Here is a 20,081-nt window from a genome sequence, read left to right as displayed (position 1 = left end):
GTCATTTGGAGCGTTTAAGTGTGTTGTAATTACACGTTTCAAGTGATACAATTTATGTATATTTGTGTTAAGTTGTTGCATATACTAAGGAGAGATCGCTAATGGCGCCTCAAATGCTTGTCATGAAAGGGAGGGAATTAGGCATGTCTGACCCTCGTTCATCTATCACTTCCGAAATGCTGGGGTTCATCAAGCAAAGGGTGCTCACAGTTACGGACATTACACGTTCCAAAAAATTGACTCAGATCTTGGACTCCTACGCTTCTAAGGAGCCCAACGAAAATGTCTTTGTCGTTCAAAATAGCCGAAATAAAGATGCGCAGGCCGTTATTGCAGATCTTGATTTCTTTTACGAGCTTCTTGCTATTAGAGAAGCTGTTGAGAAATCTATTGATGAGCTAATGTACATCACTACACTTGAGCGCAAAAATGATGACGCAAATGTAGATCTTTCTCAAGTAATCACTGGGCTGGATCTTGATGTTGACCGTATCATGAGCCTCGTGGAGGGCGGGGAGCTTGATTAATGCCTGATGATGTTCAGACAATCACAGCAAGGATAAATAGCCTCTTGGCCACACATAACGTTACTGTTAAGTTTGGCGAAAATGCTATTGAGGACTTGATCAGCTATAGAAAAGAACAGCAGGAATTAATCATCGCGTTGATCATCAGGTGTGCTATGAACGGCCCCTTAATAAAGCCTCGTGGAATCGGTGAACCTTTACACGGAGAGCTGAATGGTTTTTCAAAAATAAAGCATCAAAAACCCGCTCTCCGAGTTGTTTATCGCTCAGTCGAAGGTAAACCTATCCGCATGGAAATTATAGCTATTGGCCCTCGTGATAAAGATAAAGTTTATCAAATGGCTGCTAAACGAATAGTTGAGTTCAAAAAGGAAATGTCGGACTCTTAATTTTGTAAGGATCTCTTATGGAGGTCCTTTTTATTATGCCTGATCTTACTATAAAAAGAGGGCTTCATCCTATCCTCAAAATTGATAAATAGTGAAAGAAAAGGATTCATTCCTCTCCTTCAGACCTTAATTGAGCGGCATTATAATTGAAGAAAAGTTCCGATAATCCTTCACAGATAGGAGTAAAGAGATGAACAACACAGTTGCAAAGCCCATGCCCGCAGACTCTTTGAAAACGGTGCCAAAGCCTAAAAAAAAGGGGAAACGTTGGAATTCCCCGATTGCCGGTTACCTATTTCTCTCCCCTTGGCTGATCGGATTTTTCCTTCTCACCCTTGGGCCTATGATCATGTCCTTATATTATTCCTTTACCGATTATTCCCTGCTTGGTGCCCCAAACTGGATCGGCGCCGAGAATTACAAAAATATTTTCACGAGTGACGATGTTTTCCCGTCTTCACTCCGCATTACCATTGTTTTTGTGCTGTTAACGGTCCCGCTAAGGCTGATCTTCGCTTTGGCCGTGGCCATGCTGCTGAACCGGAATATCCGCGGAATTTCTTTCTACCGCACGATGGTTTATTTTCCATCCCTGATCGGTACGAGTATTGCGGTGTCCCTGCTTTGGAAAAACATTTTCAGCCGAAACGGGTTTATCAACGACTTTCTGGGCATCTTCGGCATTAAAGGGCCAGCCTGGATTGCCGATCCAAAGTATGCGCTCGGGACTCTGATTCTGCTGATGGTCTGGCAGTTCGGATCTTCAATGATTATTTTCCTGGCGGGCTTGAAGCAGGTCCCCGGTGATTTGTATGAAGCCTCATCGGTGGATGGAGCAAGTAAAATACGGCAGTTTTTCTCCATCACGCTCCCTATGCTTTCGCCGATTATTTTGTTTAACGCCATTCAAAGCTTGATCAATACGTTTCAAATGTTTACTCAGGCCTTTGTTATTACAGGAGGCGGGCCGGTGAAATCCACTTATGTTTATGTCATGTACCTATACGAGGAAGCCTTCACCAAATTCCATATGGGTTATGCGTCCGCATTGGCTTGGATTCTGCTCGTCCTGATCGGGTTGTTCGCAGCCGTGCTGTTCGCAACCTCGAGGTTCTGGGTATTCTATGAATCGGATGGAGGAAAGTAACCATGATGTCGATCAGTAAAGGAAAAAGAAGCATAACCCATATTTTGCTGCTTATCGTGAGCCTGATTATGATGTATCCCATTTTCTGGTGGATTGGTGCTTCGCTGAAAACCAACCAGGAGATGAGCTCGGCGAATCTGTTCCCGAAGATCCCCCACTGGGAGAACTTCTCGGACGGCTGGGTCTCGGTGCCGAACTTCACGTTTACTCATTTCTATATCAATACCTTTGAGCTGATTATCGGCGTGTTGTTCACGAGTGTTCTGTCCTGCAGCCTGGTCGCCTTTGCGTTCTCCCGCCTGGATTTCCCCCTGCGGAAAATATGGTTTGCCATCATGCTCGTTACCCTCATGCTGCCTACGCAGGTCACGATTGTTCCTCAATATGTCATGTTCAGCAAATGGGGATGGATCAATACGTATCTGCCTTTTTATATCCCGCATTTGCTTGCCGGAGGCATCGGTGGTCCGTTCTTCATTTACCTGCTGGTCCAGTTTATGCGTTCCGTACCGAAGGAATTGGACGAAGCGGCCAAAATCGATGGGTGCTCCTGGTTCGGCATTTATTGGAGGGTCATGCTTCCTTTGGTCAAACCCGCGATCGTTACCGTAGCCATCTATTGCTTCCTCTGGAATTGGGATGATTTCTTTGGACAAATGCTTTATATTAATTCTATTGAAAAATATACGATTAACCTAGCATTGAAGCTCTTCATCGATTCGCAAGGGTCCGTTCCTTGGGGACAAATGCTGGCGATGTCGCTGGTGTCGATCGCTCCCGCGGTGCTGATTTTCTTCCTGGCACAAAAGCATTTTGTAGAAGGAATATCTGCAGGTGCTTTAAAGGGATGATTTGCTTCAATAGAGGAGAATTTTAGCTGCGAGCAATCGCAGCTTTCTTTCTCTTTTACGACCGGGAGGAACCTTGCTTATGACCAATCCTTTTAAAACGCTGCGGATCGACGTTGTTTTCTTTTTCGGCTTTGCCCTTATCGTTGTTTTGCTTGTAAGCCTTATCGTTACTTTTAGCTATATTAACGGGTCCAAGGAAATAGCAGACAACACTTCCTATTATCAGCAGAAGCTGCTGATTGAAATTCATAAGAAACTGAATACCAACCTGGAAGACATCGAGCAGAGCTCCAACACGGCGGCCCAGTATTTTAGCGACCAGTATGAGGAAATGATGGACGGCAGCCAGTATGACCGGGTACGCGGCCAGGCGGACATCCGCTCGCAGTTAAACAACTATGTATTCAGCATGCCGATCCTCCAATCCATTCACGTTTATTCGGATTTGACCCCCTCTTACAATGTACAGGAATACGTTCAATTCATGACGATGGAGCAGATGGAGAAGGAAAGCTGGTATGAGGATTTGCGCAGTTCCGACTATGCCTGGCTGAGCGAAAGGACCATTAAAACCAATAATGGGGACACTTCGGTCATCAGCTTTGCTCGGAGAGTGTACAACCGCTTTAACCGCGCTTTTGCCGTCATTGTCTTTAATGTCCGCGTTCCGGTATTCCAATCTTTGATTACGACCGAAGACAACCGCTCGAGTCTGGTTCTGCTGGACGCAACAGGGAAGCTGATCACGCACACCGGAAACGATTCCTTTTTCCTGAACCACATGGATCAAATCAAAAGCCAGCTCGAAAGCCAAAGTACGGGAGCACAGCGGGCCGGAGATGAATATCTGGTCTGGTCCTCCTCGCCGGATTCCCAGTGGTCGCTTGTAGAGATCACCTCGTGGAGTCAGATTACCGCAGGGAGCCTGAAACAAACCCAAATCATTTTGGTTTTGGGGATTGCCACGATTTTCGGGATTCTTTTATTGGCCGTCTTTTTATCCCGTCAATTTGTCAAACCTATAGGGCTGCTGCTCAGGGCCATGAGTAATTTCTCGCTTAGCAAACGGACGCCGCTGCCGGACGACTATAAAAATGAATTTGGCCGGCTCTTCCAGGGGTACGAAAAATTGACCTACCGCATCGAAGAATTGTATGAAAGCCTGGAGCGGCAGCATGAGCATCAGCGGGCGGCGGAGATCAAAGCGCTGCAGATGATGATTAATCCTCATTTTCTCTATAACTCGCTGGACCAGGTGAATTGGCTGGCCATCGAAGCCGGACAGAAGCAAATCAGCCATATGCTTTCTTATCTGGGACAATTTTTTCGGGTGGCCTTATCCAACAGCAACAGTCTTGTCCCTCTGGCCGAAGAGCTGGCTCATATTGAGAGTTACCTGCAGTTTCAGAAAATACGCTGGGAAGACCGGCTGGACTATCATTTTCATATTTCCGAGGAAATAAAAGCTTTGTTTGTGCCGCGAATTCTGCTTCAGCCCTTCGTAGAGAACGCTTTCATTCACGGGTTTCATGGCAAGCGGAAGGCTTCATTGACGATATCCGCCCAAATCGACAAAGAACAGCTGCAAATTGTGGTCAAGGATGACGGAAGGGAACTTCAGGAGAACTGGATGGAGAACCGGAGCGCTAAAGGGGGATATGGCCTCAGTAACGTGCGGGAACGAATTGAGGCGATGTTCGGACCTTCGTACGGGTTCACTCTGAACAATTCAACGGAAGGCGGAACTCAAGCCGTGATTTGGCTGCCGCTAATCTATGAAAATATCAAGGGAGGAGATCAGCATGTGGAAGGTAGTCATCATTGATGATGATTTCCAGGTCGTGAGAGGTTTGCGGAAAGCGATTCCCTGGGAGGAGCTGGATGCGGAATTTTCGGGGGAAGCGATCGATGGAGAGGCCGGCTTGAAATTAATAGAAGAAGTGCAGCCCGACATCGTGCTGACTGATATCTATATGCCGGTAATGAACGGCATTCAAATGATCGAACAGCTCAAACAGCGGGATTTTACCGGAAGGTTTGTGATTTTGAGCGGCTATAATGATTTTGAATATGCCCGGACAGCTCTGCGCCTTGGTGTGGACGATTATTTGACCAAACCGGTGACTTTGGACCAAATCCGCAGCGTCTTGTCGGAAACGATTAATAAATTGGAAGAGCTGTATCTGCAAAGATTGGAACGCCGCCAGACAGGGCCCCAAGCTGTGAGGGGGATTCCCACCAAGGAAGAGTGGTTATCAGGCCTGCTGAACGGATGGAACGGAGAAGAGGATGCCGGCGGAACGATTCCTTTTTCGGATATTCAGCATATGAAATTTACCGTTATGGTCATTGAAATTGTTTGGAATGAACGGATTAAAAATCTGTCGCTGGCCGACTGGAATCTGTTCAAATTTGCAGTGTCCAATATTGTGGCTGAAGTGACAGGCGAGCAATGGCCGGATGCCAATTTCGTATGGCTGTTCGGCAATCGGGCGGCTCTGCTGCTTCCTGCCCGCATAAGCCAGACGGAGCAGGAGCTTCTTGGCGCAGCAAACGGCCTTGGCGGTTTGATAGCCGGAGCCATGCAGTCTTTCCTGGGCTTGCAAACCCGTTATGCCCTGGGAAAAGTCGGGAGTACCTGTTTGGAAATCAAAGCCTCTGCGGACGAAGCCATGCAAAAGCTGTTTAAAAGCCAAACCCTGATGATTGACAGCGTGGCAGATGTCTCGGTGGCTGCAGGCTCACTGGCGGCGGCTTTGCCGGTAGGTTCTCTGGATGAGGGGTTGTCGCTGAATGATTTTTATCAAGCGATCACGCAGGCGCTGCAGGAGGGGCAGGATGGAGAGGTATTGTCGTTAATCCGCCTTTTTCTGGATCAAAGACAGCCGGAGGAACAACGAAATCCGCTGGTTTACAGGGTGCTTGCAGCCGAGCTTTGGACGCTGCTGCAGAACGCGATGCTCGTAGCAGGACTGCCGGCAAGAAAAAGCGAGGACGAGGCTATTGCTCTCCGCGAGCTGAACAGCCTAACCGATCGTGCCCAGATCGAAGAGTGGATCGAAAGCCAGCTGCGGCTGCTCCGCAAAGGGCAAGGTCCGGTAATTCATGAAAAACACCGGAAAGCGGTTCAGTTCATGATTGAATACATTCACCAGCATTATGCCGAGGAGATTACGCTGGAGCAAATGGCCTCCCAGCTGTTTATCTCCAAGAATTACTTGAACCAGCTGTTCAAAAAAGTAACCGGAGAAACCTTGACCAACTATGTTATCCGGGTGCGGATCGAAAAAGCCAAAGCATTGCTTATGGACGGGAACCATTTGATTTACGAAGTTTCGGAGATGGTCGGTTATCAGAATGTTCCTTATTTCAGCACGCTCTTCAAGAAGTATTGCGGAGTGAGTCCAAGCGATCTGATGAAGCGTTAGGTTTGTAGTGGATACTGTAAGATTTGTGTTCATTACTATTCTATACGCTTACTGGCGGTGGTGTTACGATCTAGCTATAAACGTTGGCATAGCCGACAGAAGGGGGATAAACAATGAAAAGTACGTTCAGAAAAAGTTTTTTTGTAATCGCTTTAATGATGACGTTTGTCGTTTCTGCCTGCGGGAACAGCGGCAGCAACAGTGCGGCATCGAACAATGCAGGGGCTGACTCTTCGGCAGCCCAAGGGAACTCCGGAGGCGGCTCGGACGCACCAGTTACCCTTACGATTGCTTGGTGGGGTTCACAGGAAAGACACGACGCTACTTTGAAAGCGCTTGATCAGTATAAAGCGCTTCATCCCAACGTTACCTTCCAAACGCAGTTCTCAGGCTGGGATGGCTATTATGACAAGCTGGCGGTTCAATATTCAGCCAAAAGTGCTCCCGATATCATCCAAATGGACGCGGCTTATTTGAATGACTATGCGGGAAGAGGTTTATTGGCAGATCTGAAGGACCTTAACGTAGCGGATATCGAGCCGACCAACGTGGACAGCGGCAAGGTGAACGGCACCTTATACGCCATACCGTCAGGGGTCGCCGCGCTTGGCATGGTGTATGACAAAACTGTGGTTGAGAAGCTTGGACTCCAGGCACCGACTTTCGGCTGGACTTGGGACGACTTCTATGCTTTCGGGGAAGCCGCCAAAGCCAAGCTTGGCAGCGATAAATATGTATTCGTCGACCAAAGCGCCGATTTGGTCGACTATACCACCTACCAGTACAGCATGGGCAAAGGTTACATCTATGATGACAGCGGTAAACTTTCTATCGATAAAGATACCTGGATTCAATATATGACGAAAATGAGCGAGCTGCGCGACAAGGGGATTTTGACGCCTGCCGATATTACCAACACAGATAAAGAGCTTGATCCTCAGCTGGACAGCGTTATTAACGGCAACGCCGTTATGCGTCACTTATTCTCGAACCAGGTTGGAGCCATCGACGCCTTGAAGCCGGGAGCTTTTGGTTTCGCCTCCATGCCGTATGGTACGGAAGCGGGCGGCTGGCTCAAGCCGAGTATGTTCTGGAGCGTAAACGCTCAATCCAGCCATCAGGCCGAAGCCATCAAATTTATCGACTGGTTTATCAACGACCAGGAAGCGGGCAAGACGCTTGGTTTAACACGGGGCACTCCGGTCAACAAAAAGGTCGTGGAAACTTTAATCCCAAGCTTCAGTGAAGCGGATAAAGAGTCCGTCACGTTCCTTGACAAGGTAACGCCTGATGCACAGCCGTTCATTAACGATCCTAAGGGATGGGGCAACTTCAAGAACGATTACAAAACGATAGTGGAAAAAATTCAGTATAAGCAGTCAACGCCGGAAGAGGCTTACGACGAATTAATGAAGACCGCTGACAAATATGCGGCTGAAGCAAGCAAATAATTAATAATAACAAGATAGGACAGGACCGGCCGGAACCATCGGGCCGGTTCTCTTAACTTTTGGGAGTGGAGAACTTATGGATAAGATTTCAGAAATGAAGCTCTCGGGAGAAACGACATACGAGCTTCGAATTCCTTTAACACCGCCAATCCGTCATGCTTGGCGCATGATTGTCAGGGACCACGAGAAAGTATTCGGTCAGGAGGCGTCTCTGGCTGCCGCCGGCGAAGGGAAGATCGTTATCCGTTATGCCAGACAGGAGGATCTTTGTCCGGAATGGCCGGAGGCGTTTGGTTTCCGGTTCGACCGTTCCGCTTCCGTGCTGCATATCATCGGCAAGGATGAGCTTGGAATCGTTTACGGGTTGCTTCACTACAGCCGGAGCGTTCTGGGCGTTGACCCGTTTTGGTTTTGGGGAGAACTACCGCCGCTTAAACAAGAGGTGATCAGAGTCTCCGCCGAAGATTTCGACAGTCCTCGGCCCAAAGTCCGCTACCGGGGCTGGTTCGTTAATGACGAGGTCTGCCTGATCGGCTGGAAGAAGGCGTATCCGCCCGGGGAAGAGGTTTGGCTGCCGGTGTTTGAGGCGCTACTCCGCTGCGGCGGCAACATGGTGATCCCGGGAACGGATCTGCCGCGCAGCGGCATTCATCATAAGCTTGCCGCTGAAATGGGTTTATGGATTACCCATCATCATGCCGAACCGCTCGGCGCTGAGATGTTCCTGCGGGCGTTTCCGGGCAAACAGGCGAGTTATAACCAATACCCGGAGCTTTTTGAACATCTTTGGGAGGAGGCCATTCGGCGTCAGAAAGACGAGAAAGTGGTCTGGGTGCTTTCTTTCCGGGGGCAGGGTGACAAACCTTTCTGGGAGAACGACCCGGCCTTTGATACGCCGGCCAGCCGGGGAAAGCTGATTTCGGACGTCGTTCGCAAGCAGTATGAAATGGTCGCCCGTTACGTGGAACAGCCCGTCTGTTGTATGGCGATGTACGGGGAGATAGCTGAGCTGTACAAGGAGGGGCATATTACCGTTCCTTCGGGGGTTATTAAAGTGTGGGCCGATAACGGCTACGGGAAAATGGTGTCCCGCAGGCACGGCAATTTAAATTTGCGCGCATCTTCCTTGCCTGAGCCGAATGACGGGGGAGCCAACGGCGTTTATTATCACGTCACCTTCCACGACCTCCAGGCCTCCAATCATCTGACGATGTTCCCTTCTTCGGGGGCATTGATCACGGAGGAACTGGAGCGGGCGTTTTCCGCTGGCGCCGATGAATACCTGCTGGTCAATTCAGGGAACCTTCTTCAGCATCTTTATCCGCTTTCCCTGACTGCGGAGCTTTGGCAGTCCGGCAGAGCCGATGCCGAAGCTCATCTGCTTGGCTTCATCGATCGCATGTATACGCTTCATAAGCCGGAAATTGCGGACCTTTACCGGGATTATGCCAAGTGTACGATTCATTATGGTCCCAACCCGGACGACCGGGCAGGGGAAGAATTTTATCACCATCCGGCTAGACAGATCATGGGCGACTGGCTGCGCGGCCGGAAGACGTGTGCAGACACGCTGAAGTGGGCCGCGGGCGAGGGACCGTTTTCGGAGCAGGTCGGCTGGTTCCGGCAGCAGGCTGAGCAGGCTGCTTCAAGCTGGATCAAGCTGAGCAGCCGGTGCCTGAAGCTCCTTGCGCGTTTGCCGGAAGAGGAAGCGAAAAGGCTCCGTCATCAATTGTTTGTACAAATTGAGCTGCATAGAAGCGGATGCCTGGGAATGACCGCCATTTGCAGCGCATATGAACGCTTTTGCGAAGGCGACTTTCCGCAGAGCTTTGTGCTGGCTTCCCGGGCGGTTTGGCACTACCGGGAAGGGGAACAGGCGCTTCGGGAGGCGGAGGAAGGGCAGTGGGAGCATTTTTACAGAGCGGACTGGCTGACAAACGTGGCCAATACGATCGACCATGCCGAAACGGTCCGCAAGTTTGTGCGTATCCAAGGGGACAGCCCGGATATGTTCCAATGGTACAAATCGTTTCTGATGCCCGAAACCGAGAAGCACATTTATCTGGAAAATACGCACCGCAATCCGCTTCCGGACGACGAATTAGCTAAGAGGCTGGAAGCCTTGTTTTTTGAAAGTCCGGGGCAAGAAGCCTAATAAGCGGTTACGCAGTAACACCTATATTTATTTGCAGCATGTTACCAACGGAAGGGTCTAAGTATAATAAAATTTGAAGGCAGAGATCCAGTTTGGGTTCTCTGCTTTTTTATGTAATCAGGTTAATAGGCCTTAAGGGGGAATAACCCTTCTTTAGCTGGAGAGGATAATTACAGTATTTCCTTGTTTACTGCCAAGTGAATGCGCAGTCAAATTATGAGGAAGATTTTTTTTAATAGCATAGCTTGTGGTATTAAATTAATATAATAATATATTAATTAAGAAATTAAGTGAGTCGCAGTCCCTAAAGGAGGGTGCGTAGATTGAAAAAGCTCAGTGATCAACTCGAACTCGATCATCTACTGATTGAGCAAGGACTAACCCCATCTCAACTTGAGGGGATCGTGAATATCCTGGTCGAGTATGTGAACCCGGCGTCCATTATCTTGTTTGGTTCTTTTGCCAAGAGGAAGTCGAGACGAGACAGCGACATGGATTTGGCTTACATTCCCGATAAACAAAAGCCAGATGCCTATGAACGATTTCGAATCGCTGCTCTTATTGCAGATAAGATGGGGCGTGAAGTGGATCTGATTGATTTTGAACAGGCTAGTCCGGTGCTGCGGGCCCAAATCATAGACAGCGGCTTGCTGCTTTATGAACCTGATTCTTTGAAGAGGCAGTTGCTGTTTATGCGTTCTCTTAAAGAATACGCTATGCTTAATGAGGAGCGGCGGGAAATTATCGAAAGCCGGATGCGGGAGGATCAGTTATGAACCCTGATATCCTTTTGAACAAAATAGAAGTAATTCGTAGATGTTTGTTCCGGATAGCAGAGGAGTATGCGAATGATGATCGGAATCTGCAGAATTACACAAAACAGGATTCCATCATTCTCAATCTGCAAAGATGCTGTGAAGCCAGTATTGACCTTGCCATGCATGCTGTTTCTGAACTTCGGATTGGAATTCCTCAGACGAGTCGTGATGCTTTTGATATTTTGCTGAGTCAAGGAATCATTGACGAAAAGTTGGCTGGTAATATGAAGGCCATGATAGGGTTTCGCAATATAGCGGTACATGATTACCAGGCCGTGCAGCTAGAGATTTTAAAGGCTATATTAAATAAGCATCTTGTAGATTTTGTTGCATTTACGAATGCTTTAAAGAAGTTCGCAAACAGCTAAGCCAGCCCAGGATCGGTTAAAAGTGCACTTCTAAATTAAGCAAAATGGTATCTTCGCCATTGGTGCGAACCTAAAGCTCCCATAAAATCTCCGGGGGATTCGCACCTCAGATTTTGTCGAAAAAGGCGCTGAATCGAACCCCTGAACACGAGCAGAGAGTTGATTGATCTAGTTGAGTAATTAGATATAATGAAAATAGCTCGAATTCATCTTGTTAGGAGATGGAATAGGGGCATTTTCGCTGTCGCACTCCATGTGAGTGCGTGGATTGAAATACCATTATTATTTTTAAAATCTCGATCTACTGCAATGTCGCACTCCATGTGAGTGCGTGGATTGAAATACCTTATTACCATCCTCGTCAGTGACTTCCACAAGTCGCACTCCATGTGAGTGCGTGGATTGAAATTTATTAATGGAAGCAAAGAACGAAAGGAAAGTAGTCGCACTCCATGTGAGTGCGTGGATTGAAATCATCCCGTCACGCCAGTACCAAAAATTATGACCAGTCGCACTCCATGTGAGTGCGTGGATTGAAATTGCCATGTTCTCAACTCCCTTCACTCAAACTTATTAACGTCGCATTCCACATGAGTGCGTGGCGGGTACCTTTCCATTGCTGTATTCATCTCGCATTTCGAAGACCTGACTGAATTTAAGCGGAAAAAAGCGCGCGAGGGGAACCCGGATCTCCAACGGCATTTTGTAAATGCATTTTCAAATCATAAGCACCCAATAATCACGCGGCATTCCACTTTCGGAAAACCCTTCCAGAAGCAGACTGCCGTATTTTTTATTCCCTTAGCCCGTCCGAGATCGTTAAAATAAAGGAAAGGAATCCTTTCAACCCATTGTTCTAAAGGAAGTGACGATGCGAAATGAATATTTCCACCAAACTGGCGCAAACGATCGTGGTCGATATGAAGGAAATCGTCAATCAGGAGATTAACTATATGGATACGGACGGCGTAATCATCGCGAGCACGGATTTAAGCCGAATCGGCACGTTTCATGGCGGAGGCAAAAGAGCGGTCGACACCCGCAGGGAGGTTGTAATTCAAGAGGACGGGGAATATGCCGGCGCGCGCAAAGGCCTAAATCTGCCCGTAACCTTTGAAAATTCGATTGCGGGAGTCATCGGCATCACCGGAGAATACGAGGAAATCGAAAAATACGGAAAAATCATTAAGCGTTTTACGGAGTTGTTAATCAAGGATGCTTATCTCAATCAATTGAGGAGCCAGGAGAGAGAAAACCAGCGGATGATTATCGAAGAACTGCTGTTTCGTAATTCATCCGCCGACGAACAAGGCATCCTGAATAAGCTGAAGGTATTCAATATCCGTCCGCATGTGGAACGAGTTGTTGTGGTGTCGGAAATCCTGGGGGACGATCATCGGCTGATTGAGGAGAACGATAACCTTTTTAAGCTGTATACGGACCGGTTATCCGCTTACGCCGACCCTCTGCTTATGCAGAATAAAAATAAAATGATCATGGTGCTGCAGGCGCTTCCGGAAACCTCTCTTGAAGTGCTGCTGAACGACCTGGCCCGGGAGCTTGAAGCCAGATACCGGTTCCCGGTGAAGTCCGGAATCGGAACCGTGGAGAACGAGCTGACCGGCCTTAAAACCTCCTATGAAAAAGCGCAAACCGCCCTGGATTGGGCATTATTTTCGGAAGAGAAGGCGATCCAGCATTACAACCGGATGGATATAGAGATTGTAGCGGAGAAAGTGTCCGCCGACATCGCCGCCGAATATATTCGGAAGGTTTTTGCGGATTTAGAAGATAAGGACGCCCAGGAATACAGCAGGATCTTTAAGCTGTTTGAAAAATACAACGGATCCATCACTCAAATTTCCGAGGCCCTTTATATTCACAAAAACACGCTCCAGTACAAGCTGAACCGGCTCAAAACCTTAACGGGGTACGACATGAGGCGGTACGGGGATTTTGCCGTGCTTAAGCTGGCTTTTCTGTTAAATGCCAGACGGGCCGTCTGACGCTTTAAGCCCATATTGGAACGGATGGGCCCGGTCCAGTTGGCTGGAATTAACCGTCATAAATGAAACTTTAAAGGAATCCGAATAACTCTTTTATTACGGATACCAAATCTAACCCCTAATCATTAGGGGTTATTTAGTATGGGTTCCATATTCAAATGTAACCGCTTTAACTAAAATGACTAGTAAAGGAAAGCGCTTCCTGTAAGCTTTATTAAAGATAGATAAAGGGTGTGGGGAATTGAAAATTGTGATTGCGGCCGACTCTTACAAAGGAAGTGCCACTACATTTGAAGTCGCGGACTTTATCGAGCAAGGTATCCGCCGGGTGCACCCGGATGCCGCCATACTGAAAATGCCGCTGGCTGACGGCGGGGAAGGAACGGTAGACGCGTTAGTTTCCGCCGGCGGCGGCCGTTATATCGAGCAGGAAGTAACGGGGCCTTTAGGCAGCAAGGTTCAGGCACGATTCGGCCTGCTCCCCGGCGGTACCGCTGTCGTGGAGATGGCGGCTGCCTCCGGTCTTCCCTTGATCAAGGAAGAGGAGCGGAATCCTTTTATCACGACAACCTTCGGCACCGGCGAGTTGATTAAAGCCGCCCTGAATGAAGGCGTAAAAAGGATTTACGTCGGAATCGGCGGCAGCGCCACCAATGACGGCGGTTTGGGGATGGCGCAAGCGCTGGGAGTTTCTTTTAAAGACCGGTCCGGCCGTGAAATCGGCTTTGGCGCCGAAGCGCTGGAGCAGCTGGACACGATCGATATGTCCGGATTGGACGCCAGACTGAAGGACACGGAAGTGCGGGTGCTTTCGGATGTCACCAACCCTTTATGCGGCAGCAACGGAGCTTCTTATGTGTATGGGCCGCAAAAGGGAGCTTCCCCTGGCGACGTCGCTAAGCTGGACCGGCTGCTGCGGTTATTCGCCGAGAAGATCAAACAGCAATTAGGCGTCAGTATTATAGACGTACCTGGGGCAGGAGCGGCTGGAGGCCTTGGAGCCGGATTAATGGCGTTTTGCCAAGCGAAAATGAGCTCGGGAATCGAGACGGTTTTGAAGCTGATCCGTCTCGAAGAGGCCCTGAAGGACGCGGATCTGGTCATTACCGGGGAAGGTCGGATGGATTTCCAGTCTACGCAAGGGAAAGCTCCGGTCGGCGTAGCGAAGCTGGCCAAAAAATTCGGCCTGCCGGTCATTGCCATCGTGGGCAGCGAAGGCGAAGCCATCCAGGAAGTATATGACCACGGCATCGATCTGGTCATCGATATTATTAACCGGCCTTTATCGCTTCAGGAAGCTATGGACAAGGTGGGCGAGCTGACGGCAAATGCCGGAGAGAAGGCCATCCGGGCATTCCAATTAAACAAGAAATGAGAACGAAGGGGAGGTTTTGAAATGGGCTTGATGGCCGTAAAAAAACCAGTTATCAAACCAACGGTCCACAGAATCAGCAACCGGGAAAAAGTAGGTTATGCGACAGGGGACCTGGCGTTTAACCTGATCTATCAGACGGTCAGCAGCTATCTGCTGTTTTTCTACACCGATGTATTTGGCATCTCGTCGGCTGCCGCCGGCTTAATGTTTCTGATCGTCAGAATTTTTGATGCGGTGGTCGACCCGCTGATCGGCACGATGGTGGACCGCACAAATTCCAAATACGGACGGTTTCGGCCGTATCTGCTTTATGGAGCCATTCCTTTTGCGATCATGTCGATTCTCTGTTTTACTACTCCGGCTTTCTCGGATGTAGGAAAGTTGGTCTACGCGTATATTACTTACATTTTATTGTCCGTAACTTATACGACGATCAACGTCCCTTACGGAGCCTTGACTTCGGTCATCACGCAGGACAACAAGGAAGTGGTCAATTTAACGTCCGTGCGCGTATTTTTCTCCAATATCGGCGGCATGATCGTGACTTATGGCGTACCGCTCCTTGTCGGGGTATTTGCAGCTGCTCATATGAAGACAAGCAGCAGCTGGCAGCTGACCATGACGATCATGGGCATTCTGGGAAGTTTGCTGCTCTTTTACTGCTTTTTCAACACCAAAGAAAGAGTCAAAGTCGCGGATCATGCCGCTGAACGAATCAGCCTCAAGGACGCTTTCGAGCAATTTAAGGTCAACCGACCGCTCGTCCTCATCTGTTTGTTTTTCATTATCAACTTTGGCGTGAACTCCATTATCAACTCGGTGGGCGTCTATTATATTACCTACAATGTGGACAGACCCGATCTGGTGAAATGGTATGGCCTGCTGGGCGTTTTGCCTGCCCTCGTTTGTATGCCGCTGATGCCGTTCCTCTATAAATGGATGGGCAAAAGAGCACTGCTGTTCACCACATTGACCTTCAAAATGGTTGGGCTGCTGGCTCTTTGGATTATCCCTGCTTCCATGGTTCCGCTTGTGCTGACTGCCAGAATCATTTCCGCGATCGGCACGGTTACGGCCGGCGGCCTCTGCTGGGCTTTAGTTCCTGAGACCATTGACTATGGCGAATATAAGACGGGCAAACGTATGGGCGGTTTGATCTATGCCATTATCGGATTTTTCTATAAATTCGGTACGGCGCTCGGCGGGATTGTTCCGGGACTTATCTTGTCACAATTCGGTTATGTAGCTAATCATTCTCAAACCCCAACCGCTCTGCACGGTATTTTGCTCACTACGACGGTGATTCCGGCGGTTTTTATCATCATCGAGCTGGTCGCCATTTATTATTACAATCTGGATGAAAAAGAACATAAAAGAGTGGTTGCCGAGCTGGAAGCCCGGAAATAAGCGGATAAAAGCTTAAGCCCCTTACAACGGATTAAAGAAAGGAAGCGGAAGCAGATGGACAGACTTACGGTCAACAAAAACAAGATTATCGATTCGCAAGGAACCCCCGTTCAACTAAGAGGCACCTGCATCGGCGGCTGGATGAACATGGAGGATTTTATTAACGGGTTCACGGGGACAGAGCATGCTTTGCGGTATACCGTTTCCGAAATCCTCGGCGCAAGCAAGGCGGAATTTCTGTTTGAACGGCTCCAGCACTATTTTTTCGGCGAAGACGATATCCGGTTCATCAAAAGCTGGGGCGCCAACACGGTACGGATCCCTTTGAATTACAGGCATTTCGAAGACGATGAGGCTCCTTTTACTTACAAGGAATCCGGCTTTCAGCAACTGGATAAAATCGTGGACCTCTGCGAGCAGCATGGCCTGTATGTGATTTTGGATCTTCACGCGGTACAAGGCTACCAGAACACGCATTGGCATTCGGATAATGACGTAAGGCACAGCTTTTTCTGGCATGACCGGACTTATCAGGACCGTTTTGTGGCCTTGTGGGAAGAGTTCGCCCGCCGTTACCGGGGAAAAACGGTGATCGCCGGCTATAACGTCATGAACGAGCCTTGCGTCAATTCGCCTCATGGCGACTATCCGCATACTTTTTTCGGGAACTATAAGCCGGATTGGGACCGGATGAACTCCGTCTACCAAAGAATAGTCGGGGCGATCCGCAAGATTGATCCGGCGACGATTATTTTTCTGGAAGGGGATATGTATTCGAAGCTGTTTGAAGGCTTGGAAGCTCCCTTCGCCGATAACCTGGTGTACAGCAGCCACAATTATACGGCCGCCGGCTTTGGCCCTGGCCCTTACCCGGGAATCGTGGATGCGCGCAACGCCAACATGGACCGGGGCAAATACTGGGACGCCAAGGTGCAAGAGGAAGAATTCCTGAACCATCAAGGGACCCGCTATACCCGGCAGCATCAGGTTCCCCTTTGGGTCGGCGAGTTTGGCTCCGTTTATAACGGACCTGCCGGGGAAGTCCAGGACCGGTTGAAGGCGATGGACGATCAGATCGGCATTTTTGAGCAGTATGGGGCGCACTGGACAACCTGGACTTATAAAGACGTAGGCGTCATGGGGCTGGTCACCTTGGATCCCGAATCCGAATATATGCAGCGGATCGCCTCCATTATTAAAATGAAACATGAGCTCAACACGGACGACTGGATGATCTGGCTGCCCGGCCATAAAGCGAGACAGCTTGCCGGAGAACTGGCCGCGCATCTTGAGGAAGCGATCGGCGATCCGGGCATCAACCACAGCTACAATGTAGCGGGGATTTCGCAATCCATTCTGACCGTGTATGCGGGAGCCTTGATCCAGCCTGCTTACGCCAAGCTGTTTCAAGGTTTATCGGAAGAGGCAATCGACAGAACGATGCAGTCTTTTGCTTTCCGGAATTGCAGCCTCAACAAAGGCCTGCTTGATATCCTGCAGAAGCATACCCGCCAGCATTCCGGCGTAAATAAGCAGTAGAAGGGAGCAGTCCGGTTTATACCCGGCGGTTCAGCTTCCGGTAAGCCCGCGGGGTGAGGCCTGACAGCCGTTTGAACATTTTCCCGAAATGGGAGAAATTATCGAAGCCGGCCAGCCCGGACACCCCCGTAATGCTGTGGTCCGTTTCGCGCAGCAGCCGCTGCGCCTCCCGGATTCGAGTAAGGTTGACATATTCGGCGAACCCGAAGCCGGTGACCTCCTTGAAGACGCGGCTGAGATGGCTTTTGCTGATAAAGAAGCTTTGAGCCACGACATCCAGTTCAAGCGGTTCACCGTAGTGCTGGTTAATATGACGGACAATATCCGATACCTTGCGCTGAATGGGCGTAGGTTCATGGACCGGAGCAGGACTTTGTTTACGGAAGAGGCGGGCGGTAAACAACAGCAGCTCGTTCGCCTTATGACGGATGTGGAGCCGGTAGCCGGGAGGCTGCTCGTTCAGCTCAGCAAGGAGGGAGCTCCATAAAACTTCGATCTGCAGCCGCTCCTGGAGATTCAGCCTGGCGAGCGGATAGTTTCGGGAGAAAGGCGTCAGCAGCAGCTCTCGCTCCTCCGGCGAATGTCCGTCAAAGTAGGAGGGGGAGATGTAAAGGACGGCACGCTCATGGTTCGGGACGCCTAATTCGGAGGTTTTATGAACGGCATTGGAATCGATCACAACCAGATCGCCGGGATGCACCTGATAGGCGCTGTCTTTAATAAAGTAATTCCTTTCGCCGTTAAATAAATAATAGATTTCGTAATCGTCGTGGTAGTGGTTGTCTGCCATGGAAAAAGGACCCGTTCTCCGGTCGAATTCGACCCGGAACGGGTCTTTTTCATCGCCAAAATGCAAGGAGTCGGGAAGCTCAGGGAGCTGCATGAACGATAGTCCTCCTTTTTTAAACCGCATAACCGCAGGATGTTTTATTCATTTTAGCAAAAAAAGCGGCATTTATGGAAATAAAGCGTTTAAATGCGGCGAAAACCTCCCTTTATTTTGATAATCTGAGCTCAGAATAAAGAAGTGAATAAACCTCAGGAGGAAATGAACATGATCAAAAACGGAAACCGGGTAGAACAGCTTCAAATTGCGTATATCGGGGGCGGATCAAGGGGCTGGGCTTGGGGTTTGATGAGCGATCTGGCCTTAAGCCCCGAATTGTCAGGGACGGTTAAGCTTTATGATCTTGACCTGGAGGCGGCCCGCCGGAACGAAATCATCGGCAACCGTTTGACTGCACTTCCCGAGTCGCAGGGACAATGGAGGTACGAAGCGGTGAAAACGCTGGAGGAAACGCTGCGCGGGGCCGATTTCGTCATTATTTCCATCGTGCCGGGCACGTTTGAGGAAATGGAGTCGGATGTGCATGCCCCCGAGAAATACGGGATTTACCAGTCGGTCGGCGATACGGTGGGGCCCGGCGGCATCCTCCGCGCGCTTCGCGCGATCCCGATGTATGTGCAGATTGCGGAAGCGATCAAGGCCCGCTGTCCGGAAGCCTGGGTAATCAACTACACCAATCCGATGACGCTCTGTACGAGAACTTTATACGAAGTGTTTCCGGAAGTAAAAGCGTTCGGCTGCTGCCATGAAGTCTTCGGGGTGCAGCATCTTCTTGCGGATATGCTTGAGGATATGAAGGGCATTGCCGGAGTTCGCCGCGAGGACATCAAAACGAACGTGCTGGGCATCAATCATTTTACGTGGATGGACCGTGCGGAATATGAGGGGCGGGACCTGCTGCCGCTTTATAAGGAGTTTGCGGAGAAATACTATAAAGAAGGGTTTATCAAGCCGGGCCGGGACCATTGGATGAATTCCTATTTCACATCGGCGCATCGCGTCAAATTTGACTTGTTTCTCCGGTACGGTATTATAGCGGCTGCCGGTGACCGCCATCTGGCCGAATTTTGCGGCACATCCTATTTGACGTCGCCGGAGGAGGCGGCCCATTGGAAATTCAGCCTGACTCCGGTATCCTGGCGCAAGGAAAATCGGCTCCGGCTGCTGGAACAATCGGAACGGATGGTGAACGGTGAGGAGCCGATCCGGCTGCAGGGCTCGGGCGAGGAGGGAGTTCTTCAAATCAAGGCGCTGCTGGGACTCGGCGATCTGGTGACCAACGTCAACCTGCCGAATCTCGGACAAATGGCCGGTTTGCCGCTCCGTGGCATTGTGGAAACAAATGCGGTGCTGTCTCACAACCGGATCACGCCGCTGACCGCAGGCCGGCTGCCGGCTGAGGTTGAATCGCTTGTTCTGCGGCATGTCTCGAACCAGGAGACCACGCTGCAGGCGGGCCTGCACCAAGACATGAAGCTGGCGCTGCACGCTTTTTCCGCCGATCCGCTTGTAGCTGTCGGGATTCGGGAGGCAAGGGCGCTGCTGCAGGAAATGCTGCTGAATTCCCGCGCTTTTTTGCCGGGCTGGGATCTCGCTTAGGGAGATTACGGAGATTACGGAGTGACAATAAAAAGAAAGAACCCTTCAACATGTGAACTGTACCCTTTGTCAAGGACACTTGTAAAAAAAGGGACTTGTGGTTTTAAGCCGCAGATAAAAGATGATTCCTGTACTGTACAGGAGTCATCTTTTTACGTCCCCATTGATATCTGT

The 20,081-nt window shown here is 49.6% G+C and carries 16 protein-coding genes and 1 CRISPR repeat array; of the genes, 15 read left to right on the top strand and 1 reads right to left on the bottom strand.

Annotation, left to right across the window (positions count from 1 at the left end):
• Nucleotides 1-101 precede the first annotated feature (101 nt).
• The 14 genes from AC3ZPD_RS16480 (at nt 102) to AC3ZPD_RS16415 (ending at nt 17,461) form a co-directional block, all read left to right on the top strand.
• Nucleotides 102-527 carry a hypothetical protein gene (locus tag AC3ZPD_RS16480; RefSeq protein WP_490985383.1) on the top strand — a complete coding sequence of 142 codons (426 nt, stop codon included), beginning with the start codon at nt 102-104 and terminating at the stop codon, nt 525-527.
• Nucleotides 527-916: a type II toxin-antitoxin system RelE family toxin gene (locus tag AC3ZPD_RS16475; RefSeq protein WP_490985382.1), complete on the top strand. Its 390-nt coding sequence runs from the start codon at nt 527-529 to the stop codon at nt 914-916. Before AC3ZPD_RS16480 ends, AC3ZPD_RS16475 begins: the two co-directional genes overlap by 1 nt.
• Nucleotides 917-1,106: 190 nt before the next feature.
• Nucleotides 1,107-2,063, top strand: a complete 957-nt coding sequence (locus AC3ZPD_RS16470) for a carbohydrate ABC transporter permease (RefSeq protein ID WP_490985381.1) — start codon at nt 1,107-1,109, stop codon at nt 2,061-2,063.
• A 5-nt stretch (nt 2,064-2,068) separates the two neighbouring features.
• Nucleotides 2,069-2,914, top strand: a complete 846-nt coding sequence (locus AC3ZPD_RS16465) for a carbohydrate ABC transporter permease (RefSeq protein ID WP_490985537.1) — start codon at nt 2,069-2,071, stop codon at nt 2,912-2,914.
• Nucleotides 2,915-2,993: 79 nt separating this feature from the next.
• The gene (locus AC3ZPD_RS16460; protein WP_490985380.1) at nt 2,994-4,739 is read left to right on the top strand and encodes a sensor histidine kinase; all 1,746 of its coding nucleotides are present in this window, start codon (nt 2,994-2,996) and stop codon (nt 4,737-4,739) included.
• Nucleotides 4,717-6,342 (top strand): response regulator, encoded by a 1,626-nt coding sequence (locus AC3ZPD_RS16455; RefSeq protein WP_490985379.1) that lies wholly within the window; start codon nt 4,717-4,719, stop codon nt 6,340-6,342. The genes AC3ZPD_RS16460 and AC3ZPD_RS16455 overlap by 23 nt, the downstream gene beginning before the upstream one ends.
• 113 nt (nt 6,343-6,455) lie before the next feature.
• Nucleotides 6,456-7,793, top strand: a complete 1,338-nt coding sequence (locus AC3ZPD_RS16450) for an ABC transporter substrate-binding protein (RefSeq protein WP_490985378.1) — start codon at nt 6,456-6,458, stop codon at nt 7,791-7,793.
• Between the two features lie 76 nt (nt 7,794-7,869).
• Nucleotides 7,870-9,948, top strand: a complete 2,079-nt coding sequence (locus AC3ZPD_RS16445) for a glycosyl hydrolase 115 family protein (RefSeq protein WP_490985377.1) — start codon at nt 7,870-7,872, stop codon at nt 9,946-9,948.
• Nucleotides 9,949-10,271: 323 nt separating this feature from the next.
• Complete coding sequence (mntA, locus tag AC3ZPD_RS16440; protein WP_490985376.1) at nt 10,272-10,724, top strand: type VII toxin-antitoxin system MntA family adenylyltransferase antitoxin; 453 nt, start codon at nt 10,272-10,274, stop codon at nt 10,722-10,724.
• Nucleotides 10,721-11,134, top strand: coding sequence for a type VII toxin-antitoxin system HepT family RNase toxin (gene hepT / locus AC3ZPD_RS16435; RefSeq protein ID WP_490985375.1), 414 nt, complete (start codon nt 10,721-10,723; stop codon nt 11,132-11,134). Before mntA ends, hepT begins: the two co-directional genes overlap by 4 nt.
• Nucleotides 11,135-11,376: 242 nt before the next feature.
• Nucleotides 11,377-11,674: a CRISPR direct-repeat array (repeat unit 33 nt; unit sequence AGTCGCACTCCATGTGAGTGCGTGGATTGAAAT).
• A 338-nt stretch (nt 11,675-12,012) separates the two neighbouring features.
• Nucleotides 12,013-13,140 carry a CdaR family transcriptional regulator gene (locus AC3ZPD_RS16430; protein ID WP_490985374.1) on the top strand — a complete coding sequence of 376 codons (1,128 nt, stop codon included), beginning with the start codon at nt 12,013-12,015 and terminating at the stop codon, nt 13,138-13,140.
• 241 nt (nt 13,141-13,381) lie between these two features.
• The gene (locus tag AC3ZPD_RS16425) at nt 13,382-14,515 is read left to right on the top strand and encodes a glycerate kinase (RefSeq protein WP_490985373.1); all 1,134 of its coding nucleotides are present in this window, start codon (nt 13,382-13,384) and stop codon (nt 14,513-14,515) included.
• A 30-nt stretch (nt 14,516-14,545) separates the two neighbouring features.
• Nucleotides 14,546-15,922, top strand: coding sequence for a glycoside-pentoside-hexuronide (GPH):cation symporter (locus tag AC3ZPD_RS16420; protein WP_490985536.1), 1,377 nt, complete (start codon nt 14,546-14,548; stop codon nt 15,920-15,922).
• 54 nt (nt 15,923-15,976) lie between these two features.
• Nucleotides 15,977-17,461 (top strand): glycoside hydrolase family 5 protein, encoded by a 1,485-nt coding sequence (locus AC3ZPD_RS16415; protein WP_490985372.1) that lies wholly within the window; start codon nt 15,977-15,979, stop codon nt 17,459-17,461.
• A gap of 16 nt (nt 17,462-17,477) precedes the next feature.
• On the opposite strand, the gene AC3ZPD_RS16410 is transcribed toward AC3ZPD_RS16415, so the two are convergent.
• Nucleotides 17,478-18,344: an AraC family transcriptional regulator gene (locus AC3ZPD_RS16410; protein ID WP_490985371.1), complete on the bottom strand. Its 867-nt coding sequence runs from the start codon at nt 18,342-18,344 to the stop codon at nt 17,478-17,480.
• 165 nt (nt 18,345-18,509) lie between these two features.
• Between AC3ZPD_RS16410 and AC3ZPD_RS16405 the strand changes: the two genes are divergently transcribed.
• A complete protein-coding gene (locus AC3ZPD_RS16405; RefSeq protein WP_490985370.1) occupies nt 18,510-19,907 on the top strand; it encodes a family 4 glycosyl hydrolase in 1,398 nt (465 codons plus the stop codon).
• Nucleotides 19,908-20,081 lie beyond the last annotated feature (174 nt).

Source organism: Paenibacillus mobilis, from assembly GCF_058267595.1.
The sequence above is the reverse complement of the archived record's forward strand: the minus strand, read 5'-3'. Positions and strand labels throughout refer to the sequence as shown.